This window comes from Hoylesella nanceiensis DSM 19126 = JCM 15639, assembly GCF_000379965.1.
Lineage (GTDB): Bacteria > Bacteroidota > Bacteroidia > Bacteroidales > Bacteroidaceae > Prevotella > Prevotella nanceiensis.
On record NZ_KB904328.1, the window covers coordinates 707949 to 733580 of the forward strand.

Below are 25632 nucleotides of genomic sequence, written 5' to 3' on the forward strand. Positions count from 1 at the left end.
AAACACTCTATATAATAATGTATAAGTAGACTTTTTATTTATTTTGCAACCAAATTTAAAATACGATCTCATTGATATGCAACAGAATTTAGTTATCGTAGAGAGCCCCGCTAAGGCAAAAACAATAGAGAAGTTCCTTGGAAAAGAATTCAAGGTGATGTCAAGTTATGGACATATACGAGATTTAAAGAAAAAAGAAATCAGTATAGACCCAAAGACTTTAGACCCATGTTATGAGGTTCCCGAAGAAAAGAAGAAACTCGTTTCAGAGTTAAAACGAAATGTAGAACAAAGTAAAACGGTTTGGCTCGCATCCGATGAGGACCGTGAAGGAGAAGCTATTGCATGGCACTTATGCGAGGTTTTAGGCTTAGACGAAGATAAAACCAATAGAATTGTGTTTCATGAGATAACAAAACCAGCCATACTTCATGCGATAGAGACACCTCGTCAGCTTGACATGAACTTGGTAAATGCACAACAAGCACGTCGAGTTCTTGACCGATTGGTGGGCTTTAAGCTATCGCCTGTGTTGTGGAGAAAGGTGAAACCAGCTCTTTCAGCAGGTCGTGTGCAAAGTGTTGCCGTGCGTTTGATTGTTGAAAGAGAACGTGAAATTCAAGCATTTAAAAGCGAACCCTATTATAGAGTGAATGCTATCTTTGTGCTAAAAGATGGCGAAGGCAATGTAACAGAGCTCAAAGCAGAATTGGATAAGCGCTTTAAGAGCCACGAAGAGGCTGTTTCTTTCCTCGAAAAGAGTAAGGATTCTACCTTCCAAATCGCCTCAATTGCGAAGAAACCGCTTAAGAGAATGCCTGCACCTCCATTCACTACGTCGACACTTCAACAAGAAGCTGCACGCAAGTTGGGCTTCACTGTGTCGCAAACCATGATGGTTGCGCAACGTCTTTACGAAGGTGGACACATCACATACATGCGTACCGACAGCGTAAACCTATCTACTTTGGCAAGAGGAGCAGCGAAAGAAGAAATCGAAAAGCTATATGGTGAGTCGTATAGTCGCTCTCGTAACTACCAAACTCACGCAAAAGGTGCACAAGAAGCGCACGAAGCAATTCGTCCAACCTATATGGATAAAACCCAAATAGATGGAACTGCACAAGAAAAGAAATTGTATGAGTTGATTTGGAAACGTACAATTGCCAGTCAAATGGCAGAGGCTCAAATCGAGAAAACAACAGTATCGGTAAGCATTAGCGGTGCAAGTGAGACCTTTACTTCTGTTGGTGAGATGATTACTTTCGACGGTTTCTTGAAGGTTTATCGTGAGTCTACCGACGATGACGATGCTAATGCAGACGAACAATCACATGTTTTGCCTGCAACTCTTAAAGAAGGCGACTTGTTAGAACGCAAAGAAATTGTCTCAACAGAACGCTTTAGCATGGCACCTTCACGCTACACAGAAGCAAGCTTGGTGCACAAAATGGAAGAATTGGGCATCGGACGCCCATCAACATACGCTCCAACCATCAGTACTATACAACAAAGAGAGTATGTAGTGAAAGGAGATAAGCCAGGAGAAGAACGCAACTACTTGGTGGATGTCTTGAAAAATGGCAAGATAACATCAACTACTAAGAAAGAAACAGTGGGCAACGAGAAGGGTAAACTATTACCAACTGACATCGGTTCGGTGGTGAATGACTTCTTAACTGCTAACTTCTCAGACATCGTTGACTACAACTTTACAGCTAAAGTAGAAGGTCAATTCGACCTTATTGCTGAGGGTAAAGAGACTTGGAAGGAAATGATGAAGGCCTTTGACGATGAGTTTGAGCCTACAGTTGATAAGGTGATGAACGCTCGTTCGGAGCATAAGGCAGGCGAAAGACAATTGGGTTTAGAGCCAAATACCAATAAACCAGTATTTGTTAAGATTGGACGTTTCGGTCCAGTTGTGCAGATTGGTAGCGCAGGAGATACCGATAAGCCTCGCTTTGCGCAAGTTCCTACAGGCAAAAGTATTGAGACCATCACTCTTGAAGAGGCTCTTGAACTATTCAAACTACCACGAACTCTTGGTCAGTTCGAAGGCGAAGACGTTATAGTTGGTGCAGGACGTTTTGGTCCTTACATACAACATAACAAACGATATATATCTATTCCAAAGGGAGAAGATCCCATGTCGGTTACTCTCGGACATGCTGTTGCATTGATAGAAACAAAGAGATTGCAAGAGAAACAACGTCACTTGAAAGACTTTGGAGAAGGGGTTAACCTCGAAATTCTTAACGGACGTTATGGACCTTATATCTGTTATGAAGGAAAGAACTATCGTTTGCCCAAAAACTTACATGCAAAAGCAGCGGAATTGACCTATGGTGAGTGCATGGATGTGGTGAAAGCGTCGGCTGAAAAGAAGAAATGAAACGCATAATCATTATCGGTTATATGGGCGCAGGCAAGACAACTGTGGGCTATGCACTATCTAAACTCACTGGTTGGACATTCTATGACCTCGATTGGTACATAGAGAATCGCATGCGAAAAAGCGTTAGTGAGCTCTTTGAAGAACGTGGAGAAGAAGGCTTTAGACAAATAGAAATGAACATGTTGCATGAAGTTGCTGAATTCGAAAACGTGATAATCAGCTGCGGAGGAGGCACTCCTTGCTTCTACAACAATATCGATTATATGAATGAACAAGGCGAAACGATTTATTTAAAGGCGTCGCCTGAGGTGCTCTTTAAGCATATTAAGATGACAAGGGTGCCACGACCACTCCTTAAAGACAAATCTCCTGAAGAAGTAAAGGAATTTATTAAGGAGCAAATAGCTTATCGAGAGCCATTCTATTTAAAAGCCAAACATGTGTTCGACATCAACTTACTCGACACAAGAGAAGAGATTATCGCCTCTGCTTCTCGCCTAAAAGAAATGATTGGGTTACCAGATTAAAAGGCTGTTTGCGTGTGGATCAATCAAAAGAATAATTCTATTTAAAAGGAAATCCATACAAAGCATAGGATAAAACAAAGACAACGTAAAAATAAATAATAGTAAACTAAATGAAGAAATGGACCATAGAGGACTCTAAAGAGCTCTATAATATAAATGGTTGGGGCGTTTCTTACTTCGGAGTTAACGAAGAAGGGAATGTTTATGTAAGTCCTTCTAAAGACCAAACACGTATTGATTTGAAAGAAGTAATGAACGAATTAGCACTAAGAGACGTTACAACTCCAGTGTTATTGCGTTTCCCTGACATCCTAGATAATCGTATTGAGCAAACCGCAAGCTGCTTTCAAAAAGCAAAGAAGGAATATGATTATAAGGCAGAAAACTTCATTATTTATCCTATTAAGGTGAATCAAATGCAGCCAGTTGTAGAGGAAATTATCTCACATGGACGCAAATTCAACCTCGGTTTGGAAGCTGGTTCAAAGCCAGAGCTACACGCTGTGATCGCAGTTCAATGTCAAAGCGACTCTTTAATTATATGTAATGGCTACAAAGACCAAAGCTATATCGAGCTAGCTTTATTGGCTCAAAAGATGGGAAAGCGCATCTTTATCGTTATAGAAAAGCTAAATGAGCTCGAAATTATTGCCAAAGCAGCTAAGAAACTCAATGTAAAGCCTAACTTAGGTATTCGTATTAAGCTCGCATCTTCAGGCTCTGGGAAGTGGGAAGAGAGCGGAGGAGATGCAAGTAAGTTTGGTTTAACATCAAGTGAACTACTCGAAGCACTTCGAATACTCGACGAAAAAGGACTTCATAACTGCTTACGTCTAATCCACTTCCATATCGGTTCGCAGATAACAAAGATCAGAAGAATTCAAACTGCACTAAGAGAAGCAGCGCAATTCTACATCAATTTGCATAAAATGGGCTACAATGTAGATTTCGTTGACTGTGGAGGTGGACTCGGAGTTGACTATGATGGCACCCGATCTCCAAGCAGTGAGAGCTCAGTTAACTATACTATTCAAGAGTATGTCAATGACTGTGTCTACACATTTGTCGACGCAGCGAACAAAAATAACATACAACACCCAAACATTATCACAGAAAGTGGCCGCTCATTAGCTGCCCATCACTCTGTATTGGTTATCGACGTGCTCGAAACAGCGTCGTTACCAAGAATGTCAGAAGAGTTCGAACCAACTGAAACCGACCATCAATTGGTGAAAGACTTGTATGAGATTTGGGACAATCTTAATCCTCGTTCGATCTTAGAAGATTGGCATGACGCTGAACAAATACGTGAAGAAGCACTCGATTTGTTTGCTCATGGCATCGTAGACCTAAAGACTCGTGCAGAGATTGAAGGCATGTATTGGAGCATTTGTAGAGAGATTAACACCCTAACAAAGCAGTTAAAGCATGTACCAGAAGAGCTTAGAAAGATGGATAAGCTTCTTGCTGATAAGTATTTCTGTAACTTTTCGCTCTTTCAATCATTGCCAGACAGTTGGGCTATCGACCAATTGTTCCCCATTTTGCCTATACAACGACTCGATGAGCGTCCTACTCGCAATGCAACTCTACAAGACATCACTTGCGACTCAGATGGAAAGATTGCCAATTTCGTGACCAATCGCCATATTTCTCACGTTCTTCCGGTTCATCAACTCAAGAAGACTGAGCAATATTATTTAGGTGTTTTCCTTGTAGGAGCATATCAAGAGATTCTTGGTGACATGCATAATCTATTCGGAGATACCAACGCTGTGCACATATCTGTTAAAGATGGACGTTACCATATCGACCAAATTATCGATGGAGAGACCGTTGAAGAGGTGTTAGATTACGTGCAATACAATCCTAAAAAGCTTGTTCGTCAGCTTGAAATATGGGTAGCAAAGAGTGTCAAAGCAGGAAAAATATCACTCGAAGAGGGTAAAGAATTCTTGTCGAACTACCGCTCTGGACTCTATGGTTACACCTATTTAGAATAAGAGCAGTGCGAAACTAAATCGCAATAAGCAAGGCTTTGTAACCCCGTTGCAATGCCATCAGAATAAGAAAAACTGCATGTTGATACCCCCTTTATAGCCCTTTAGCATAAAAGACGTATCAGTGTGCAGTTTTGTTCGTTATCTACTTGTAGAAAAAGAGAAAAGAACCCACGCAAAAGAGCATAAAAAGAGTCGAGAATGAAAATAAAAGTTAAAAATAAGTTTTACTGTAACTTTCATGCTTTTCATTCGTCATTTAATTACATAGGAGATGGAAAAAATTAGTTTTCGCAATAATGTTTTGCCGCTAAAAAATATCCTTTACCGCCTGGCTTTGCGCATAACGCAGAGCGAAGAAGATGCAAAAGACATCGTGCAAGATACTCTTTTGAAAGTATGGGATAAAAAAGACGAGTGGAATGAGATAGAATCAATAGAAGCATTTAGTCTTACTATCTGTCGAAATCTCGCTCTCGACCGTATAAAAAAGCAAGACGCTAACAACGAATCGCTCGAAAATACAGTCATACAAGACATTAGTAGAGAGCTATCTCCATTAGAAGAAACACTGCAGCGAGACAGAGTTGAACTCATAAAGCGCATAATTAATGCACTACCAGAGAAGCAACGAAGCTGTATGCAACTACGAGATATTGAAGGAAAACAATATAAAGAGATTGCAGAAGTGTTACAAATAACCGAAGAGCAAGTAAAGGTGAACATCTTTAGAGCACGCAAAACGGTTAAAGAAAGATTTATAAAGCTAGACGATTATGGACTATAAATACATCAATCAACTATTAAACAAATACTGGGAAGGGGCAACCACACTTGAAGAAGAGAACATCTTACGTTCATTCTTCAGTCAAAAGGACGTGCCTGGCAGCTTAATACAGTTCCGCCCCCTATTTGTTTACGAGCAAGAAGATAAGGAACAAAATGTTCTCGACGAGCAATTCGACGCTCAACTCCTTGCAATGGTGGGCGAAGATGCACCCGTTAAGGCACAAAAGATAACCCTTACACGTCGCTTAATGCCACTCTTTAAGGCAGCAGCAATGGTTGCAATCGTTCTAACATTAGGCAATGCGATGGTCGTTTCGATGAGTCCTGATGCAACAAACACAAAAAACAACGATACATTTAGCACGATAATCCATCGTGGAAGCTCAGTAGCTGTAAATGACTCGGCTGTTGTAGACACAATGAAACAAAGTAATTTGTCTACTCAAGAAATGGTAAATCCAATTGATTAAGATATTTTTTCAATGCTTTCTCAATAAAAATAATCAATGTTTATAAAACAAATAATTGGACTGTGAAGTTCATTTTTCTCTCAATTTTTTTCATAACATGTAATAGTTAGTAGATAATGAAGTGGAGATTCTGTGTTGAATCTCCACTTTGCTTTTATATATTGATTATCAATAAGATAGCAGTTGGAATGTAAAAGCATAACTATTGTGTTGTAATAGCATTGCAATTAGAACGTAAAAGCACCCCTTTTGAGCCCCAAACACATTGCTTTTTCAATGCACCTCATTTGCTTTCAGAAAGCAATAAAAAACTTCTTCAAAATCAAGTAGAAAGAGATCGCCTTGCTCACAAATGTCTTTTGGCACATTATAATTTGTAAGTTGTAAAATGTTAATCGAAATAAAAACACGCATAAAAGTGAAATTAACGACCCGAGAATACTGCTTTTCGTTATAAAAACGCTAACTTTGTAAGCAAGAAATTAAAGATACTCGACAAAACAATAAATGTTTTAAATTATTTTAGATGAACGTAATAACAAAAAAAGTTCAATTGTCTGATGGCAGATTCATCAGCGTTGAGACCGGGAAAGTGGCAAAGCAGGCAGACGGTTCTGCAGTTATCACTATGGGAAATACTGTACTTCTCGCCACTGTTTGTGCCGCAAAAGATGCAGTTCCCGGGACAGATTTCATGCCTTTGCAGGTAGATTACAGAGAACAATACTCAGCTGCAGGGCGTTTTCCAGGTGGTTTTACAAAGAGAGAAGGTAAAGCAAGCGACAATGAAATATTGACTTCACGTCTTGTAGACCGTGCTCTAAGACCACTATTCCCATCGAACTATCACGCAGAAGTGTACGTACAAGTAATGCTTTTATCTGCAGATGGTGTCGATCAACCAGATGCTTTAGCAGGATTTGCAGCTTCTGCAGCACTTGCTTGCTCTGATATTCCATTCGAGTTTCCAATTTCTGAAGTTCGAGTAGCACGCATTAATGGCGAATATGTTGTGAATCCAACATTCCAACAAATGGAAAATGCGGATATGGACCTTATGGTTGGCGCAACAAAAGATAATATATTGATGGTTGAAGGCGAAATGGATGAGGTGTCTGAACAAGAACTTATCGAAGCATTAAAGGTGGCTCACGAAGCTATTAAGCCTATGTGCGACCTTCAAACAGAACTTTCTAAAGAACTTGGCGTAGACGTTAAACGTGAATACAATCACGAAAATAACGACGAAGAATTGCGTGAAGCTCTTAGAAAAGCAACTTACGACAAATGCTATGCTATCGCTCTTGCAGGCGATCACGACAAGAAGAGCCGTGGAGAAGCATTCGATCAAATCAAAGAAGCATTTATCGAAGAATATAATAACGCTCATACAGACTTAACAGAAGATGAGTTAAGCGAGAAACATGCATTGGTAGACCGCTACTATGACGATGTGATGAGAGACTCAATGCGCCGTTGTATCCTTGACGAAGGAAAGCGTTTAGATGGTAGAAAGCCAGACGAAATTCGTCCAATATGGTGCGAAGTGTCTACACTTCCAATGCCTCACGGAAGCGCTTTGTTCACTCGTGGTGAAACACAGAGCCTTTCTACCTGTACACTTGGTAGTAAGTTAGACGAGAAAATGGTTGACGATGTTCTTGATAAGAGCTACCAACGTTTCTTGTTACACTATAACTTCCCTCCATTTAGCACAGGAGAAGCAAAAGCACAACGTGGAGTTGGCCGTCGTGAAGTAGGTCACGGACACCTTGCTTGGCGTGGTTTGAAGGGTCAAATTCCAACAGATTTCCCTTACACAGTGCGCCTTGTGAGCCAAATTCTTGAAAGTAATGGTTCTTCATCTATGGCTACTGTATGTGCAGGAACATTGTCATTGATGGACGCAGGTGTACCAATGAAGGCACCAGTGAGCGGTATTGCAATGGGATTGATTAAGAATCCAGGAGAAGAAAAGTATGCTGTGTTGAGCGATATCCTTGGAGATGAAGACCACTTAGGTGATATGGACTTCAAAACAACAGGTACTTTGAAAGGTATTACCGCAACTCAAATGGATATTAAGTGCGACGGATTGAGCTTCGAAATACTTGAAAAAGCATTGATGCAAGCTAAAGCTGGTCGTGAACATATATTGAGTAAGATGACCGAAACCATCTCTGCTCCACGTGAAGAGATGAAACCTCAAGTTCCAAGAATTGTGAGCTTAGAAATTCCTAAAGAGTTTATTGGCGCAATAATTGGCCCTGGTGGTAAGATTATTCAACAAATGCAAGAAGAAACTGGCGCAACAATCACAATCGAAGAAGTAGACGGAGTAGGTAAAGTTCAGGTGAGTGCACCTAACAAAGACTCTATCGATGCTGCTTTGAAGAAGATTAAAGCTATCGTTGCAGTACCTGAAATTGGTGAAACTTACGATGGTGTTGTACGCTCAGTGATGCCTTATGGTTGCTTTGTTGAAATCATGCCAGGTAAAGACGGATTGTTACATATCTCTGAAATCGATTGGAAACGTCTTGAAAGTGTTGAAGAAGCTGGAATTAAAGAAGGCGACAACATCACCGTTAAGTTATTAGACATCGATCCAAAGACAGGCAAATACAAACTTTCTCGTCGTGCTTTAATGCCAAAACCAGAAGGTTATGTAGAGCGTGAACGCCGTCCTCGCCGTGAAGATCGTGGCGAACGTCGTCCTCGTCGTGAAGGAAATAATGACCAACACAACAACCAACAATAATCAGTTGAATAGAAAATAGCAGGTAGGCAGGCATCTGTCGCTCGCTAAAACAATAATAATAGCATTCTTATCCGCACCGCTTTGGTGTATGGTAAGAATGCTTTTTTGTATAGATAGACTTTCGTGTTAAACGGAATAGCATTGCTATTGCATCGTAATATCAATGCAATTATATGGTAAAAGCACTGCCTTTACATTGCAAAAGCACCGCTTTTAGAATGTAGCTTGTGCTGAATAACAATAGAGATGTTGTATTGAAACGATATAAGCGTAATTCAAAAGGAGAGAAAGGAGGGGGAGAAGGTTTCATGAATCGTTAGATAATCTTACACCCAAAGACGTATATTTAGGGCAAGGGGAGAAAATCAAAAAGATAAGAGAAATAATAAAGCAAAATTCAATCAATAAAAGAATTTTTAATAATAAAATGATAAATTTTCAAAATAAGCAACTATATTTGCAGTTGTGCACTTTCGTTTGACAATGTACATTTATAATATAGGTCGGATTCATGGAATATAAAAGAAAAATTTTTCCTGAGGAAGTAGCTCTTATTGCCTTTCTAGCGTCCAAAGCTCAATTCCAATTAGAAAGTAATTGGGAAAATAAATTTATCGCTTATCCTCTCACAAAAGAGAAAATAGGCAGTATTGGGCTTTTTAAAAATAACCAGAAATATACTCGAAGACAAAGTAGAGTTCTTTCATGTTGCAAGTTTCATGATGTTGATAATGTTGAAGTAGCGGTTTATCTTTTAATAGATTCTAATGATATGCTCTATGAATTAGATTTTTGGAAGGTAGATGATTCAGAAATTTGCCATATTCCTTCCGTAGACTCTATGGAGGATATCCCGCAGATATAATCAGACATGAAATGAACTTAAGTTATGGATATTTCTTTTCAGAGAGTTCCTATTGATAAACAATCAGCATTTCACAGTGCGCTATCTAGTAGAGTGACAAAATTATTAGAACCATTTAATTCTCATGATCCTGCGTTTCATATAGAAATCAGGCAGTACTAATTATAGAATCAAAAATTGATAGTCTCATTTAAAAAAGAGACTACACAATTATACTATATTCAACAATTGAGTTATATATTACATAAGATATTCAAATATGAAAAAATGTTTTATTTCAATAGCAGCTTTTATTATGCTGTCTTGCATGGCCTCTTCGCCTCAACAGAGTCTGCAGTCCCGATTATTTGGTTTTTGGGCGTCAAGTGGTGATGAGGTTACTGTGTTAGAAATCGATAAGGATAGTTTGTATTATGTAGATGAATATCCTATTGTGGCAATGCCTTATCAGTTTGCAGGTGATAGTATGACTGTAGACGCTTATGGAACAACTATCGTACAACATATTTCATTTCGCAAGGATACGCTCGTTATGAAAAATCAGTGGGGCGACGTTAGTTGTTTTGTACCTGTTAAATGATCTATTCTTGCTAAACTATGATCTTCTTACGGAACGTACCCAAATGAATGAACTATTTGATAAAACAATTACTAATCAAAATCCGGAAAATGACCGCAACTTTTGCTTTGGTGAAATTTAACCGGACAGTAGTGCATAATAATATAAAAGTTATCTATCCAAAAATTGGATAAGGACAATTCTTGGATAGAATTTTAGTTGTCAAAGATTTTGCTAAGGAATTTTCTTAACATGAGAAAAGATTACCCCCTATTCCCCATTGTTTTACCAGAATTTCTTTTCATGGAAATGGCGCATTTTTGCCTTTACATGAAGTTCCTCACATTTCCTGTCAAATTCCGGCTTCCTCATAGGACCTATGACCTGATTTGTCTCTTTATTTATAATCCAATAGCAATATTTCATTTCTTTCAGCTTTGCGAATTGGATTAACAAACTGTCTTTTTTTTCTGCTATTGGGTTAGAATTATACCAGTCACTGCCATCGTAAATCTGATAGGCTATAATGAATTTATTGTCATAGTCATAATTCAAGACCTGTGGGCGGATAAGAAGATCATAGGAAAGGCTGTTTTCCGTTTCTTCTTTTATCTTAACTATTATTCTGTCCTCCAACCATGCATAATGATTGCCTAAGTCTATATAGAACACACCAAGACACGAAGTTAGGAGGTTACAGAGGAGCAGGACAACGATATTTAATATTCTTCTACACATTATTTGTTATGGTATAATCCGTTAAAACTTATTTTAAATGGGGTTCCCCTACCATGCAGGATACCGGCGCCTATCATCATTCTTTGCATCGCACCTTGCAGGAAAACCCCTACTGTAGCCCATGCAGCCACGCCACCCATGACAGTTGTGCACTTTTGTTTGACAACGTGCAGTGAATGTCGATTCTATAGGAACGGCAGTCTCTTTGAGACAAGACGATAGCAAAATAGTAAAAAGCAATACTGCTATTGAACGATATGAAATATTACTGTTGTTCATTTCCCTCATTTGATATTCTGTTATACCATGCACCATGCAGATTTTCTTCAATATATGAATTATCTTTGAACAGATAGACCAGCGGTTCTACATCAAAAACAAAATCAGAGATAGGCTTTCGCTCTTCCCAAATGATTGGAGATGAAGCGATGAATTTCTCATAAGGAACTTCTATTCGGCTATCATCATGGTCATATAATTTTAAATATCTTCTCGTTTTACGTTCATTTGGGTATAGTATGAATAATTCATACCATATATTCTCAACATCATACTTGTATCCCAAGTAAATGCAATACATGCGATTTTCATAGGCAGAATAAGGATATTTCCTTTTTTGAGGAAAGGATAGGGTGTATAAATTACCTTGTTCCTTAAAGCCCTTTTCTATTAAAAAAGGCTTCTCTCCTATTATTTTCCAAAACCACATATTGCTATCATCACAATATTCTGTTAAGAACATATCTTCTCCTTCAAAAAGAATGCGACTTCCACTTGGTGCTTTTATTTTCATTGATCAACTATTTTAAAAGTTTTATTTTCGAATTGCTAATTGGCGATATAAAATATTATACTTCTTCATGTTTTCTTACTTTTTAGTCTTTTGGCTAATTCTAAATTTGACACACAAGGGCAATTCCTTTTGCATAAAATTCTCAATATTTTTCATTAACTTCAATATTCTTTGTTTTGATTCCCAATTCTTTGCATTTTGTTTTATAGAAGCTTTTTATATCATTGAAGTCCTGGTAAGTACTTTCACTTTTAACAATATCTACAAACATATGAAATCCATAACCTGTATCATTAATTATAATGCTATAGATTCCTGTCCCATTTTTACGTTTACAAAACATAACATTTCCCAATTCATCCTTAAAATGATTTCTCCAATCCATTGTGTTATCCCAATGGCTATATATTGGAACATATTGATTTCCTTCTTTAAAGTTACGAGTCAGGTATTTTGTTTCTCGATAATAACGTACAGAATATACAGTATAAAGGCATAATGTGTCTAAGGAAATATGCCTCCAAAAAGATTCTTCAAGGCATTTCTTGACATTTTTCTCTAAGTGTGGAGCATTAGATAAAAGCACGATCAGATGTCTTGAACTTTTCCCAACGTTGGTCGTGTCAGACTCTAATACATAATATTCTGTTGGAATAGTAAGGATATCACTTCTAAAGTGAGAAAATAGGGCTATTCCCAAACAGCAGAAAATCATACTTGCTATTATAATTCTATATTTTATTTTATTTATCATCATTAATTTAATAAATTTTCAATGTCAATTTCCTTCGATATCATAGTCACAAATGGTTTGTACCCTCTCATATATTGGAGGATAAACCAAGAACAGAATCCATCAGCAGCCTCTTGGAAGAATATGTCGGAAACTCCAGTTTCGCTTAAATCGTACCCTCGTTCGTCTTTCGGGCGAGTTAGATTGCTGAGTATTTCACCCCAAGGGGCAGTTGTACGTTGTCAAACAAAAGTGCACAACTGCAAATGTAGTTATTTACTCTTATATTTTCTTGTTTTATTATCAAAAGTTCTTTTGTTGATTGAATTTTGCTTTATTATTTCTCTTATCTTTTTGATTTTCTCCTCTTGCCCTAAATATACGTCTTTGGGGTGTGCACTTTTGTTTGACAACGTACAGTTTGTTTTATTGGGCATTATATCCGAAGGTAGAATACAAGTTTTGTTGAAACCCAATAAATTGATATGGTGTCTTCTTCCTTTAGAAATGTCAATACCTACATGTTTATAAGCTCTCCACACTAATTCTGTGCAGTAGAATGTTGTAGTATCGGTTATATCAAAGTCTTTATCGAAGGGCATACCAACCTTTTGTAAGGCATATTGTATAGCCCCTTTGACGACTTTGTCGCTTAAAGAAATACGTATAACCTTTGCTTTTATACATTTATCGGGTTGTATAAAAGAACTAATAGATTCGTATTTAACGGTATCTAACTCGTTTTCTGTCTCATTAGGGACGGCATGAATAACCCTCCAACCATCTTTTGTGTGTAGCATTATTCCAACATGTGAATAGCTACCACTATCTAAACTTGTTACAACTTGGCTTTCGGTGCTTCTGCCTTCTCTGAAAATAAGATCGCCATCGTGTAGAGATAGCGTGTCGATACAGGCAGTAACGACTTTATTCTCACATTTCTTCTTACACGAATGGGATAGAAACATGAGAATGATGAGAAACGTAAACTGCCAGTATCTCATACCTATTCCTCATCACTATTTTCGGATTCTAAGGACTTGTTCATCTTGTCTAATTCGTCTTTATCGATGAAAGTAAAGACAGTTCCTAAGATTCCGATAGATAAAAGCTTTGAATCTTTGCCATTACTGAATGTTCCTGTACTAAAAAGAAAATATTTATTTACTTTTAGTTTGCTATTAAGTACTTTCTCAATTACTGCACCTCCCATTAAAGCATACATCGCATTTTCGCTTTTATTTGATGTTTCAAGAACGTTCGTCAATTCAGTACGTATTGATTCTACGTGTTTCTCCTTATCAGGACATGTGAGTCCCAATAGAAGACAAATAGCTAAAGGTAGCGCAATGTATAAGATTTTCTTTAAAGGATAGTTGAATTGAGGGCCTTGTTGGGGTGTTTCTTCTGCATAACTTGTTTGTACAGGTTGGTTTTTAGCTTTGCCACATTGAGGACAAAAGTTTTCCTCTTCTTTTAATTGTGTGCCACATTTTGAACAGTATTCCATAAGATTTATTTTAAAAGTTAATATTATTGTATGCTATAATAACAATGGGTTTTTCCCATAATGATAAAAATATACAATGTTTTGAATGTCGATTCTATTTAGGTTAGCCCATTTTAGAGGCGTAATACATTGATTAGTATATGGCAAATATACAAAAAAGATTGAAACGAAATATCAAAAAGAGGATTCTTTTTATATTCTAAGAGGTGTGTTGGCTGATGTTTTCAAATAAAAAGAGCCTTTAAGTGTAATGAATAGCTTTACTTAAAGTGTTAGTTATGAGTGGATTAAGATCAAAAAATGTCCGTAGATAGTTTTTATCTATAACTTGATAGATAAAATAAATTACGATTCTGAAGTATAATTGTATTTAAAGTGCTAATTTTGTAATCAATTATAATAAGAAGAAGAATCAGAAGATAAAACTATTCAAGTCGTTCTTACTAAAAAGAAAGACTTATTACCGTGAGTAACATAATATAAAACAGAAAATAAATAATAAACAAATAACAGATTATGAAAGAATTAGTACATGGGCTACTCTCAGTAGCTGCCAACTTAAATAAGTTTGGCTTGAATTTCTTACGTGTAGGAATATTCATCGTTTTTGTGTGGATTGGAGGATTGAAGTTTGCTAAATACGAGGCAGATGGTATTGTTCCATTCGTAGCAAATAGTCCTTTTATGAGTTTCTTCTATGAAAAAGAGGCTCCAGAGTATAAGCAATATAAGAATAAAGAAGGCGAATTGGTGCTTAAAAACCGCCAATGGCACGAAGCAAATAACACATATGGTTTTTCTAAAGGATTGGGAATTCTCATTATGTCGATTGGTGTTTTAACCTTGTTGGGTATCTTCACACCTAAAATCGGTATCTTTGGAGAACTACTTGTGATTGTAATGACAATAGGAACACTATCGTTCTTGGTAACAACTCCTGAATGTTGGGTACCAGATTTGGGTAGTGGCGAGCATGGATTCCCGCTGCTTTCGGGTGCAGGTAGATTGGTGTTGAAAGATATTGTGATTCTTTCAGGTGCCGTAGTTCTACTTTCTGATTCGGCAAAGAAATTGTTAGCTCAATGCAAATTATAAGAACTCGAATTTCAGATTATAATAAACGATAAAGCATATTATGAGGCTTTAGTATATGGTTCTTGTCGAAAGGCAAGAACCATTTTTCGTTTTTATTCTTCGAAAGATAAACAAGGCGAAAATGAAGTCAATGGGGATAAAAAACGATTTTATTTCCGATTTGTCGCCTAACTTCGTGTTTTTTCAACTATCTTTGCAATAATAATATTCTACAACTCATTGTATCACATAACAAAAGAAATAATAATGGATAATTTGAGAACCCTTTTTGCAGAGAAACTTTTAAAGATTGAAGCTATAAAAGTTCAACCAAACAACCTTTTTACATGGGCAAGTGGCTGGAAATCGCCTTTCTATTGCGATAATCGTCAAACCCTTTCTTATCCTGATATTCGCAGATTTGTGAAATTAGAAATGGCTCACGCTATTCTAAAACATTTCCACAATGTAGACGCTATCGCTGGTGTTGCAACCGCAGGTATCCCACAAGGAGCTCTTGTGGCAGAAGAATTAGGACTTCCTTTCTGCTATGTTAGAAGTAAACCAAAAGATCATGGTTTGGAAAACCTTATCGAAGGAAAGCTAAAAGAAGGCTCAAACGTTGTTGTGATCGAAGACTTAATTTCAACAGGAGGTAGCTCTTTGAAAGCAGTTGAGGCACTTCGTCGTTCAGGTGCTAATGTTGTTGGTATGGTTGCAGCATTTACTTATGGTTTCGATGTGGCACAACAAGCATTCGATTCGGCAAATGTTCCATTGGTTACTCTAACAGATTATGAGCATGTAGTGGCTAAAGCATTAGAGATAGGCTATATCAAAGAAAACGATATCGCATTACTTGATAGCTGGAGAAGTAATCCTTCAGAATTTGGTAAATAACGAAACGCTTTCAAGAATAGCACAATTATAAATCAAAAGAAATAGAAATGTCGAGTAAATTCGAAAGTAGCGTACGTCAAATACCCTATAGTCAAGAGTTAGTATATAACACTTTAAGTAATTTAGAGAACCTCGAAAAGGTGAAAGATCGTCTTCCTGAAGACCAAATCAATAACCTTTCGTTCGATAATGATAGTATATCAATTAGCGCAGGTGCTGTTGGTTCGGTGAAATTGAGAATCATTGAACGCACAGAGTTCGACTGTATTAAATTCGAAGCACAAGAGAGTCCGTTGCCTTTTAACTTCTGGATTCAGATTCTTCCTGTAACTTCGGATAGCTGTAAGATGAAACTTACTATCAAGGCAGAGATCAGTATGTTCTTAAAGCCAATGGTGAGCAAGCCTTTAAACGAAGGTATTGAAAAACTTGCAGATATACTTCAAAACATTCCTTATGGTCAATAATATCGCAAAAAGAATCGTTCCACTTTGTTTTCTCCTATTATTATTAATAGGTGTGGGCTGTTCTGGCGATGAATTTAAATATACAACAAAGCACGCCAACTTTGTGTTTGATACCCGTTTGCATGGTCATTCGGCAGCATTAGCAACTGCCTTGGGCAACGTTGGCGTGTTTTGCTCTGTATCAGAGACCCTTTCTGGAGGACAAAGAAGTTTTCGTTTTGATAACCATCAGGGCTTGGTTGATGTCGTTCCATTTAATGCAATCGACGCACGTCAAACTCAAATATTAGGGCAAAACAATCTCCTTATAGTGGGGTATGGCAATTTAGATACGCCAGCTCCATTCTTTGCCTACGACGGAGAGTGTCCACATTGTTTCGACTACAATGCTATTCCCTTGAAAAGTTATCCCCTTTCGGTGAATAGTGCAGGTATAGCGCAGTGCAAAAACTGTAAAAGAGCCTTTAATCTCAATACAGGTGGAAACATGATTCAAGGCGAAGGACGTTATCGTTTGGTTGTTTATCGTGCTTCAAACACTCCAAAAGAGGTCGTAATAGTAAAGAATTAAAGATATAATGTTAAATAATGTATATTGCTATTGCATTTTAAATTATTTACATTACCTTTGCACCCAGTAATAAAAGCGGAAATAGCTCAGTTGGTAGAGCACAACCTTGCCAAGGTTGGGGTCGCGAGTTCGAGTCTCGTTTTCCGCTCTTTTACTTTCTAATTAGGCTACCGCAATGGTGGAATTGGTAGACACGAGGGACTTAAAATCCCTTGGCCAGTGATGGCTGTGCGGGTTCGAGTCCCGCTCGCGGTACAATCCTTAAAACATTAAATCTTATGTTTAGAAATACCATTCTAACGCTTTCTGCTTCTACCTTATTCCTATTTACATCTTGTTCTAAACTCAAAAGCTTGTCAGCAGATAAGTTTACAGTAGTTCCAACACCTTTAGAAGTAAAGGCAGGTCAAGTAGATGCTACCATTACAACATTGTTTCCAGAAAAGTATATGAAGCGCAATGTAGTGCTAACTCTTGTTCCAGAGCTACGTTCTAGCGATGGTTCAGTTGTTAAAGGCACTTCAGCTACATTCCAAGGAGAAAAAGTTTTAGGAAACAATCCATCGGTATCTTATCGTTTAGGTGGACGTTTTACCATCAAAACAGCGTTTGCTTATACCCCAGAAATGCAAAAAAGCGACCTTTATGTCACTTTCAATGCATTGCAAGGAAATAAGAAGGTTAATCTAAATCCAGTAAGAATAGGTTATGGAGTAATTGCTACTTCAGAACTGTATAAGAACATCTTATTCGAAGATGGAGGCTGCTTGGCTCCCGATTCTTTTGAACGTGTAAAGAAAGAGAAGCAAGAAGCAAACATCAAATTCTTGGTAAATCAAGCTAATTTGCGTAAGAGCGAATTACAAAGCAATTCTATTCATGATTTTGTTCGCATGCTCAAGAAAATCAATAGCGAGCGTGAAAGCCTCATATTAAATAATATTGAGGTGAAAGCTTATGCGTCTCCAGAAGGCGGTTTCAGCTTTAATGACAAGCTTGCGAATAAGCGTCAGAACACAGGAGAAGGCTATGTGAAAGACCAACTCAAGGCTAATAAGATGTCAACTGCCATCGATGCAGGTTATACAGCACAAGACTGGGAAGGCTTCCAAAAGCTCGTTCAAGTGTCAAACATACAAGATAAAGACGTAATTTTGCGTGTTTTGTCTATGTATAAGGACCCACAAGAACGTGAACAACAAATAAGAAACATGAGTGAAGGCTTTAGAGAGCTTGCAAATGGAATTCTTCCAGAGCTTAGAAGAGCACGACTTGTGATCAATTATGAGGTTGTTGGCCGCAGTGATGACGAGATAGCAGAGCAATATAAGAAAGATCCTGTTAAGCTAAGTGCCGACGAATTACTTTATTATGCAACACTTGTAGACGGTACAAAGACAGAAGAAGTGTATCAAACAGCAGCTCGTTTGTATGATAAAGACTACAGAGCGTTCAACAATCTTGCTACTCTTGAATTAAAGAAAGGCAACGAAATAAAGGCGAAGTCTTATTTAGAGCAAGCTTTAAGAGTAAATAGTAAGGCGCCAGAAGCCCTTGCAAATCTTGGTTTGATAGACCTAATGCACGGCAATCTTGCACAAGCAGAAGTGCAAATTGCAAATGCTTCAGGCACAAATAACACAGCTTATGCCACTGCAGCCCTTGCTTTTGCAAAAGGAAAGTATGCAGATGCAGAGCGAGATTTAGCCGATTCAAACACCAATTTAGCAGCTCTTGCTCAATTGATGAATAACAACTACGCTGCAGCAGCGCAAACTTTAGACGAAGTAAAGCACAAAACAGCTTACACCCACTACATTCATGCCATCGTAGCAGCACGTAGAGGCAACAAGTTCTCAGCAACTTCGCATCTTGAAGAAGCGCTAAAACTCAATCCATCTTTAAAGACTTATGCCGATAAAGATTTGGAATTAAAAATCATTAAGTAAGACAATGTGAATTAAGAGGGAGTTAAGTTCCCTTCAATAACATATATGAGACTATTCGCTTATATAGCAACACTCACCTTGATTATGGTTTCTTGTGGTACCGATAGCAAGCATTTTAAGCTAGAGGGACGCTTGTTAAACCTCAATCAAGGTGAGTTTTATGTTTATAGTCCCGACGGAGGCATTCAAGGATTCGACACAATACGAGTAGAAGCAGGTCGATTTGTGTACCAAACAGAGTGCGACCATTCCTCAATCTTAATGCTCGTTTTTCCTAATTTCAGCGAGCAACCCATCTTTATGGAGCCAGGTGAGAGCGTAACTCTCGACGGAGACGCATCGCATTTGAAAGAAATCACCACCAAAGGCACCAAAGACAATAAGCTGATGAATGGTCTTCGAGAGCAAATGGCATCGGCATCGCCTCCAAAGCGAATAGAGTATGCAAAGCAATTTATAGAAGATCACCCCGAATCGCTCGTTAGTTCGTATTTGCTTTACAAGTACTTCCTACAAACTACCACGCCTAATTACACACTTGCAAAGCAACTTTTAGCACTTATGTTAAAAGAACAGCCCCGCAATGGTTTCCTTGTTCGTATGCAACAGCAAGTAGAAGGACTTGCAAACACAGAAAAAGGCAAGGCATTATCCTCTTTTTCTGCCACCGACATCAAAGGAAACACCATTTCAAGTGCAGTCCTCTCCAAAGCAGATTGCGCCGTTATCACCGCTTGGGCAACATGGGATTACAACGCCTATTCAACCCTCAGTACTTTAAAAGAACTCAAAAGTACAGCAGGAAACAAACTCTCTATCTTAACAATTTGTGTCGATGCATCGAAAGAAACCGTTAAGACAGCAGTAGAATCGAACGAACTTTCTTGGAATATAGTTTGCGATGAGCAACTTTTTGGCGGTAAGTTAATCCGCTCATTAGGTTTCTTCTCGCCAACAGATAATATCGTGTTACAGCGTGGAAAGATAGTAGCTCGAAATCTAAAGAACGAAGAATTAAAGAAGAAAGTAGAAGAACTCACCCGATAGGGCATAGCTCCTATTTTCCCAAACGACAACCTTTACCCTAAAAGAACATCAAAAACAAACCCTTTTTCTCCTTCTTTCCCTTCGTCTACACCCATTCACACCATACAACTAACCAAAAAACACCTATCATTTTTTATGCTCGTAAAAACCTATTGCGCCGCCGTTAATGGCTTAAATGTAACCACCGTCACCATAGAAGTAAGTCTTGTAAATGGTGTTTTATATCATTTCACAGGTTTAGGCGATGAAGCAGTGCGAGAAGGTCGTGACCGAATTGCAGCCGCTTTGCAATATAATGGCTATAAATTTCCCCATGCCGACATCACAGTAAACATGGCACCAGCCGACTTGCGCAAAGAAGGTAGTTCGTTTGATTTACCCTTAGCCCTTGCTATTCTTGCTGCAAATGGCGACATAGTGTCCGACATTATTTCGCAATATATGTTCGTTGGCGAGCTAAGTCTCGATGGTTCGTTGCAACCTATTAAGGGAGCACTACCTATTGCCATACGAGCAAGAGCAGAAAAGTTCAAAGGTTTGATCGTTCCTAAGGCCAATGTGCGAGAAGCCGCCGTGGTAAACAATCTCGATGTGTATGGAATGGAGAACATAAAAGACGTGATCGACTTTCTAACACAGCGCAACACCAGCTTTCAACCCACCGTTATCGACACCCGAAAAGAGTTTTACGAACATCAATACAATTTCGATTTAGACTTCGAAGACGTGCGAGGTCAAGACAATGTGAAGCGTGCAATGGAAGTAGCAGCAGCGGGTGGGCACAACTTAATCATGATAGGTCCTCCAGGAAGTGGCAAGAGTATGATGGCAAAACGCCTTCCTTCCATTCTTCCCCCGTTGTCGCTTGCTGAGAGTTTAGAAACCACACAGATACATAGTATAGCAGGAAAGCTGGGTAAAAACATGTCACTCATCTCGCAACGCCCCTTTCGTGCGCCCCATCACACCATCTCTGAGGTAGCACTTGTAGGCGGAGGAGCCTCTCCACAGCCTGGAGAAATATCGCTTGCCCATAATGGTTTGTTGTTCGCAGACGAGCTACCCGAGTTCAATAAATCCACCCTCGAAGTGCTTCGACAGCCGTTAGAAGACCGAAAGATCACCATTTCTCGAGCCAAATACACCATCGAGTTTCCTTGTTCGTTTATGTTTGTGGCATCGATGAACCCCTGCCCGTGCGGTTATTATGGCGATCCCACGCATCATTGTGTGTGCATGCCAGGTCAGATAGCTCGTTATATGAGTAAAATCAGCGGTCCACTTCTCGACCGAATAGACATTCAAGTAGAAATAACACCCGTGCCTTTTAAAGACATTTCGAAGGCAAAACCAGGTGAGGGCAGTGCCACTATTCGAGAAAGAGTGATCAAAGCACGTGCAATACAAGAAGAAAGATACAAAGATGTGAAAGGAATTCATTGCAATGCACAGATGACCGAGCGAATGATTCATCAGTATGCCGAGCCCAATCAGGCAGGAATCGAATTGCTAAAAACTGCTATGGAACGATTAAGTTTATCGGCACGAGCCTATAACCGCATATTAAAAGTGGCACGAACCATTGCCGATTTAGCAGGAAGTGAGCAGGTGTTAGAACAACATTTATACGAAGCTATAGGCTATCGAAACTTAGATAGGGGCGATTGGTCGGAGCGTGGAGCACGCTAATCCGCTCGTTTTCTCTTTTGGTTATCCGTTTCTTATCCCCAACAAATGTAGCGAATGTTTCGCTGTTGCATTGTTGGGGCTTTTTTATGTCCTTTTTCTTTCAATATAAAAGCATTGACTTTAGGTTGCAAAAGCATTGACATTACATCGCAAAAGGATAGCTATTGCAATGTAAAAGCACTGCAATTAGAATATAGGTGAAGTGAAATAAGAAGATATAGGCTTTCTTCTTATATATATAATAAGGTGTAAACCGAAAACGCTCGTTCTGTTTATATATCTTAATTACATTTTTTGTCGTAATAAAAATTAGTACTATCGCATTTGCATTAAAACTGCATGTTTATGCTAAAAACTTCTGATAAGGGCTTAATTTTTGATGCACATCAAAAGTGCTTTTTATTCCTTCAAGTGTTAAAAACAAATACTAAAGGTGTTATTTTATCTATTTTATTATCCGTTTAAATAATTATTAACGTTTTTTTTTTCTGTGAACACTTTTTTAACTTGTATCTTTACGGCCAGTTTTGAGAGGCTTATCATTTTTAAGTTGCTCATCACCTAAACTAAACACGATAATTATTTATAAACACTTAAACTAATAAACAATGAGACAAAGCAGTTTAAACAATCCGCGGCGAATGTGGATGATGCTTCTATTTGCAATGATGTCTGTTGCCACTTGGGCACAAACTCATTTGGTAAAAGGTGTCGTAAAAGACGATAGTGGCGAACCTTTAATTGGTGTAACCGTTAGAGAAGTAGGCGCAAAGGCAAATAGTATTACTGATATCGATGGTAATTATAGCATCCAATGCGCTTCGAACGCAACATTACAGTTCGATTATATCGGCTATGAAACACAAAAAGTAGGCGTGGGTGGACGCAGCGTTGTAGACGTAACACTTCACTCTTCTGCTCAAAAACTAAACGAAGTGGTTGTCGTAGGTTTCGGTTCTCAAAAGAAAGCAAACCTTACTGGAGCCGTTTCTACAGTGACAGCTAAAGATCTTACTGCACGTCCTGTGAACAACGTAAAGGACGCTTTGCAAGGTATGGTGCCTGGTATGAACTTCACTACAGGTGCTAATGGTGGTGCTTTGAATTCAAATAAAGGCTTCAACATTCGTGGTACAGGTACTATTGGTGCAGGTTCTAGCCTTGCTCCACTTGTCTTAATCGACGGTATGGAAGGCGATTTGAACACTCTTAACCCACAAGATATCGAGAATATCTCAGTGTTGAAAGATGCTTCTGCAGCTTCTATCTATGGTTCAAGAGCTGCTGGTGGTGTTGTGTTGGTAACAACAAGAGGTGGTAAAGAAGGTAAGTTCACAGTGAACTATAACAACTCTTTCCGCTTCAATAGCTTGATAAACGTTCCTGATATGCTCGACTCTTACACATGGGCGCTATACATGAACGATGCATCTATTAACTCAGGTGCTGGCGTTTGGTTCTCTGATCAAAAGCTTGCAGCGCTTAAAGAGGCTCAAACTAATGGTACAATGGCTAAAATGTTCCGCAATAGTGCAAACAGATGGGAAATCTGGAACGATAACGACAATTTGCCATTGGGTAACACTAACTGGATGAAAGAATTCTTTGGAACATCTTTCTCACAAGAACACAACGTTAGTTTAACAGGTGGTAGCGATCGTTTGAAATACTACTTCTCGGCTAACTACCTCGGACAAGATGGTATCTTGCGTTATGGTAAAGAAGCTCGTAACCGCTATAACCTCACTGGTAAGGTTAATGCTAACATCACAGATTGGCTTAACTTCTCATACAGCACACGTTTTGCACGTGTAGATTACACTGCTCCTTACACACTTAGTGAAGGTAATGGATTGTTCTATCACCAAGTAGTACGCCGTTGGCCTATCATTCCTGTAAAGGATCCTAACGGACATTATGTAGATGCTACATACATTAATCAAATGTTAGACGGTGGTGTTAACGAATCACAAGAAGACCAATTCGCACAACAACTTGCATTAGTTCTTACTCCTATCAAAGATTGGAACATTCACTTAGAATTCAACTATCGTGCAAATAACAACTTTAATCACCAAGATTGGCAAACAGTTTACGGCTATGATGCAGATGACAAACCATTTGTTATAGACCATCCAGTATCTGGTGTTTACGAATATGCATACAAGAGCAACTATTTCAACCCTAACTTCTACACAGATTATACTCGTGCATTTGGCGATCATAACATGAAAGTGATGTTGGGTTATCAAAGCGAATGGTTGCACCAACGCTCATTCACCGCTCAACAAAAGAACATGATTAGCGGTATTCCTACACTTAACACAACAACAAGTGACCCAAGTGTAACTGGAGGTCCAGCTACTTGGAGTACAGCAGGTTTCTTCGGACGTCTTAACTACGACTATAAAGGACGTTATTTGTTCGAAGCTAACTTAAGATACGACGGTAGTTCACGCTTCACTCGTGAAAAGAGATGGAACCTATTCCCATCGTTCTCATTCGGTTGGAACATCGCACAAGAAGGCTTCTGGGCTTCAATGCAAAAGCATATCAACACTCTTAAGCTTCGTGCTTCATGGGGACAATTGGGTAACCAAAATACAGATAACTGGTATCCATTCTACCAAACTATTCCTTATAAGACTAAGAATGGTAACTGGTTGGTTAACGGACAAAAGCCAAACGTAGCTGAAGACCCAGCTCTTATCTCTGCTCTTCTAACATGGGAAAAGAACAGAACATGGGAAATTGGTTTGGATTGGGGTGCATTTAACAACCGCTTAACAGGTTCGTTCGATTACTTCCAACGTAAAACTTTCGACATGGTAGGTCCTGCTCCTGAGCTTCCAGACGTACTAGGTGCTGCTGTTCCAAAGGTAAACAACCTCGATATGACATCTAAAGGTTGGGAACTTCAACTATCATGGCGTGATAGAATCGCTGATTTCCGCTATGGTGTTACATTAAACTTGTCAGACAACTTCGTTACAATCGATAAGTATCCTAACCCATCAAAGACAATCGGTACACACTATGCTGGTTCTCGTTTAGGCGATATTTGGGGTTATACAACTGTTGGTATTGCAAAAACTCAAGAAGAAATGGATGCCCACTTAGCTAAAGCTAACCAAAGTGCAATCGGTAGTAACTGGTCTGCTGGTGACATTATGTATGCCGACTTAGATGGCGATTTCAAAGTAAATGGTGGTGAAGGAACAGCTGATAAACCAGGTGATAAACGTATCATTGGTAACTCAACTCCACGTTATAACTTTGGTTTGAACCTTGATGCAGCTTGGAAAGGCTTCGACTTAAAGATCTTCTTCCAAGGTGTTTTGAAGAGAGATTTCGATGCTGGAGGTCCAATGTTCTGGGGTGCTTTAGGACAAGGAAAATGGCAAGGACTTGGATTTAAGGAACACTTAGATTACTTCCGTGCAGAAGCTAACCACCCATTAGGACAAAATCTTGATAGCTACTATCCAAGATTGTCATGGAATGGTGGACGTAATACACAAACACAAACACGTTATTTGCAAAATGCAGCATACTGCAGATTGAAGAATATCACATTAGGTTATACTCTACCTGCTGCTCTTACAAAGAGAATTGCAGTACAAAACGTTCGTGTTTTCGTATCTGCAGAGAATATTCTAACCATCACAAACTTCATAAAAACAGCTGACCCTGAATTAGCTGGAGTTGGATATTTATCTAATAGCAATCAAATAGGTAAAACTTATCCATTGACAAAATCATTCTCAATGGGTCTAAGTGTAACATTCTAAA

The 25632-nt window shown here is 38.7% G+C and carries 21 protein-coding genes and 2 tRNA genes; 18 read left to right on the plus strand and 5 right to left on the minus strand.

The features are described 5' to 3' along the window. The first annotated feature begins 76 nt into the window (after positions 1–76). From topA to A3GM_RS0105885, 8 genes are all read left to right on the plus strand, one after another. Positions 77–2395 (plus strand): type I DNA topoisomerase, encoded by a 2319-nt coding sequence (topA, locus tag A3GM_RS0105840; RefSeq protein WP_018362460.1) that lies wholly within the window; start codon positions 77–79, stop codon positions 2393–2395. Then, positions 2392–2925, plus strand: coding sequence for a shikimate kinase (locus A3GM_RS0105845; RefSeq protein ID WP_018362461.1), 534 nt, complete (start codon positions 2392–2394; stop codon positions 2923–2925). The genes topA and A3GM_RS0105845 overlap by 4 nt, the downstream gene beginning before the upstream one ends. Before the next feature lie 110 nt (positions 2926–3035). Beyond that, positions 3036–4928 (plus strand): biosynthetic arginine decarboxylase, encoded by a 1893-nt coding sequence (gene speA / locus A3GM_RS0105850; RefSeq protein ID WP_018362462.1) that lies wholly within the window; start codon positions 3036–3038, stop codon positions 4926–4928. Positions 4929–5199: 271 nt separating this feature from the next. Beyond that, entirely contained in the window at positions 5200–5712 is a 513-nt protein-coding gene (locus tag A3GM_RS0105855; RefSeq protein WP_025830062.1) for an RNA polymerase sigma factor, read from the plus strand. Further along, a complete protein-coding gene (locus A3GM_RS0105860; protein ID WP_018362464.1) occupies positions 5702–6184 on the plus strand; it encodes a hypothetical protein in 483 nt (160 codons plus the stop codon). The genes A3GM_RS0105855 and A3GM_RS0105860 overlap by 11 nt, the downstream gene beginning before the upstream one ends. Before the next feature lie 526 nt (positions 6185–6710). After that, positions 6711–8945 carry a polyribonucleotide nucleotidyltransferase gene (gene pnp / locus A3GM_RS0105870; protein ID WP_018362466.1) on the plus strand — a complete coding sequence of 745 codons (2235 nt, stop codon included), beginning with the start codon at positions 6711–6713 and terminating at the stop codon, positions 8943–8945. Positions 8946–9456: 511 nt separating this feature from the next. Beyond that, positions 9457–9810, plus strand: coding sequence for a DUF6984 family protein (locus A3GM_RS0105880; RefSeq protein ID WP_018362468.1), 354 nt, complete (start codon positions 9457–9459; stop codon positions 9808–9810). A 259-nt stretch (positions 9811–10069) separates the two neighbouring features. Then, a complete protein-coding gene (locus A3GM_RS0105885) occupies positions 10070–10390 on the plus strand; it encodes a hypothetical protein (RefSeq protein ID WP_018362469.1) in 321 nt (106 codons plus the stop codon). Positions 10391–10654: 264 nt separating this feature from the next. Here A3GM_RS0105885 and A3GM_RS0105890 read toward each other — a convergent pair whose 3' ends face one another. From A3GM_RS0105890 to A3GM_RS0105920, 5 genes are all read right to left on the minus strand, one after another. Then, positions 10655–11107, minus strand: a complete 453-nt coding sequence (locus A3GM_RS0105890) for a DUF3997 domain-containing protein (RefSeq protein ID WP_018362470.1) — start codon at positions 11105–11107, stop codon at positions 10655–10657. A gap of 265 nt (positions 11108–11372) precedes the next feature. Beyond that, on the minus strand, positions 11373–11900 hold the full coding sequence (locus A3GM_RS0105900; RefSeq protein WP_018362472.1) for a hypothetical protein: 528 nt from the start codon (positions 11898–11900) through the stop codon (positions 11373–11375). 142 nt (positions 11901–12042) lie between these two features. Further along, positions 12043–12657, minus strand: coding sequence for a hypothetical protein (locus tag A3GM_RS0105910; RefSeq protein ID WP_238299405.1), 615 nt, complete (start codon positions 12655–12657; stop codon positions 12043–12045). Positions 12658–12905: 248 nt separating this feature from the next. After that, positions 12906–13637: a YiiX/YebB-like N1pC/P60 family cysteine hydrolase gene (locus tag A3GM_RS11030; protein WP_018362474.1), complete on the minus strand. Its 732-nt coding sequence runs from the start codon at positions 13635–13637 to the stop codon at positions 12906–12908. Between the two features lie 2 nt (positions 13638–13639). After that, positions 13640–14143 (minus strand): zinc-ribbon domain-containing protein, encoded by a 504-nt coding sequence (locus tag A3GM_RS0105920; RefSeq protein WP_018362475.1) that lies wholly within the window; start codon positions 14141–14143, stop codon positions 13640–13642. A 516-nt stretch (positions 14144–14659) separates the two neighbouring features. On the opposite strand from A3GM_RS0105920, the gene A3GM_RS0105925 reads away from it, so the two are divergent. The 10 genes from A3GM_RS0105925 to A3GM_RS0105975 all read left to right on the plus strand — a co-directional run bounded on the left by A3GM_RS0105925 (position 14660) and on the right by A3GM_RS0105975 (position 25631). Continuing rightward, positions 14660–15238 carry a DUF417 family protein gene (locus A3GM_RS0105925; protein ID WP_018362476.1) on the plus strand — a complete coding sequence of 193 codons (579 nt, stop codon included), beginning with the start codon at positions 14660–14662 and terminating at the stop codon, positions 15236–15238. Between the two features lie 246 nt (positions 15239–15484). Continuing rightward, entirely contained in the window at positions 15485–16117 is a 633-nt protein-coding gene (pyrE, locus tag A3GM_RS0105935) for an orotate phosphoribosyltransferase (RefSeq protein WP_018362477.1), read from the plus strand. Positions 16118–16164: 47 nt separating this feature from the next. After that, a complete protein-coding gene (locus tag A3GM_RS0105940; protein ID WP_018362478.1) occupies positions 16165–16584 on the plus strand; it encodes a hypothetical protein in 420 nt (139 codons plus the stop codon). Then, positions 16574–17155 carry a hypothetical protein gene (locus tag A3GM_RS0105945; RefSeq protein ID WP_018362479.1) on the plus strand — a complete coding sequence of 194 codons (582 nt, stop codon included), beginning with the start codon at positions 16574–16576 and terminating at the stop codon, positions 17153–17155. The genes A3GM_RS0105940 and A3GM_RS0105945 overlap by 11 nt, the downstream gene beginning before the upstream one ends. Positions 17156–17230: 75 nt before the next feature. Further along, positions 17231–17303, plus strand: a tRNA-Gly gene (locus A3GM_RS0105950). A 21-nt stretch (positions 17304–17324) separates the two neighbouring features. Then, positions 17325–17410: transfer RNA gene (locus A3GM_RS0105955), tRNA-Leu, on the plus strand. A 23-nt stretch (positions 17411–17433) separates the two neighbouring features. Then, positions 17434–19104 carry a hypothetical protein gene (locus A3GM_RS0105960; RefSeq protein WP_018362480.1) on the plus strand — a complete coding sequence of 557 codons (1671 nt, stop codon included), beginning with the start codon at positions 17434–17436 and terminating at the stop codon, positions 19102–19104. A 45-nt stretch (positions 19105–19149) separates the two neighbouring features. Then, entirely contained in the window at positions 19150–20151 is a 1002-nt protein-coding gene (locus tag A3GM_RS0105965) for a DUF4369 domain-containing protein (protein WP_018362481.1), read from the plus strand. Positions 20152–20286: 135 nt separating this feature from the next. Further along, positions 20287–21840: a YifB family Mg chelatase-like AAA ATPase gene (locus tag A3GM_RS0105970; protein ID WP_018362482.1), complete on the plus strand. Its 1554-nt coding sequence runs from the start codon at positions 20287–20289 to the stop codon at positions 21838–21840. 608 nt (positions 21841–22448) lie between these two features. Beyond that, on the plus strand, positions 22449–25631 hold the full coding sequence (locus tag A3GM_RS0105975; RefSeq protein WP_026216138.1) for a SusC/RagA family TonB-linked outer membrane protein: 3183 nt from the start codon (positions 22449–22451) through the stop codon (positions 25629–25631). Position 25632 lies beyond the last annotated feature (1 nt).

Bases quoted from the DNA above. Each gene is read 5' to 3' on its own strand.
- topA (WP_018362460.1), top strand. From the start codon at position 77: ATGCAACAGAATTTAGTTATCGTAGAGAGCCCCGCTAAGGCAAAAACA.
- A3GM_RS0105845 (WP_018362461.1), top strand. From the start codon at position 2,392: ATGAAACGCATAATCATTATCGGTTATATGGGCGCAGGCAAGACAACT.
- speA (WP_018362462.1), top strand. From the start codon at position 3,036: ATGAAGAAATGGACCATAGAGGACTCTAAAGAGCTCTATAATATAAAT.
- A3GM_RS0105855 (WP_025830062.1), top strand. From the start codon at position 5,200: ATGGAAAAAATTAGTTTTCGCAATAATGTTTTGCCGCTAAAAAATATC.
- A3GM_RS0105860 (WP_018362464.1), top strand. From the start codon at position 5,702: ATGGACTATAAATACATCAATCAACTATTAAACAAATACTGGGAAGGG.
- pnp (WP_018362466.1), top strand. From the start codon at position 6,711: ATGAACGTAATAACAAAAAAAGTTCAATTGTCTGATGGCAGATTCATC.
- A3GM_RS0105880 (WP_018362468.1), top strand. From the start codon at position 9,457: ATGGAATATAAAAGAAAAATTTTTCCTGAGGAAGTAGCTCTTATTGCC.
- A3GM_RS0105885 (WP_018362469.1), top strand. From the start codon at position 10,070: ATGAAAAAATGTTTTATTTCAATAGCAGCTTTTATTATGCTGTCTTGC.
- A3GM_RS0105890 (WP_018362470.1), bottom strand. From the start codon at position 11,107: ATGTGTAGAAGAATATTAAATATCGTTGTCCTGCTCCTCTGTAACCTC.
- A3GM_RS0105900 (WP_018362472.1), bottom strand. From the start codon at position 11,900: ATGAAAATAAAAGCACCAAGTGGAAGTCGCATTCTTTTTGAAGGAGAA.
- A3GM_RS0105910 (WP_238299405.1), bottom strand. From the start codon at position 12,657: ATGATGATAAATAAAATAAAATATAGAATTATAATAGCAAGTATGATT.
- A3GM_RS11030 (WP_018362474.1), bottom strand. From the start codon at position 13,637: ATGAGATACTGGCAGTTTACGTTTCTCATCATTCTCATGTTTCTATCC.
- A3GM_RS0105920 (WP_018362475.1), bottom strand. From the start codon at position 14,143: ATGGAATACTGTTCAAAATGTGGCACACAATTAAAAGAAGAGGAAAAC.
- A3GM_RS0105925 (WP_018362476.1), top strand. From the start codon at position 14,660: ATGAAAGAATTAGTACATGGGCTACTCTCAGTAGCTGCCAACTTAAAT.
- pyrE (WP_018362477.1), top strand. From the start codon at position 15,485: ATGGATAATTTGAGAACCCTTTTTGCAGAGAAACTTTTAAAGATTGAA.
- A3GM_RS0105940 (WP_018362478.1), top strand. From the start codon at position 16,165: ATGTCGAGTAAATTCGAAAGTAGCGTACGTCAAATACCCTATAGTCAA.
- A3GM_RS0105945 (WP_018362479.1), top strand. From the start codon at position 16,574: ATGGTCAATAATATCGCAAAAAGAATCGTTCCACTTTGTTTTCTCCTA.
- A3GM_RS0105960 (WP_018362480.1), top strand. From the start codon at position 17,434: ATGTTTAGAAATACCATTCTAACGCTTTCTGCTTCTACCTTATTCCTA.
- A3GM_RS0105965 (WP_018362481.1), top strand. From the start codon at position 19,150: ATGAGACTATTCGCTTATATAGCAACACTCACCTTGATTATGGTTTCT.
- A3GM_RS0105970 (WP_018362482.1), top strand. From the start codon at position 20,287: ATGCTCGTAAAAACCTATTGCGCCGCCGTTAATGGCTTAAATGTAACC.
- A3GM_RS0105975 (WP_026216138.1), top strand. From the start codon at position 22,449: ATGAGACAAAGCAGTTTAAACAATCCGCGGCGAATGTGGATGATGCTT.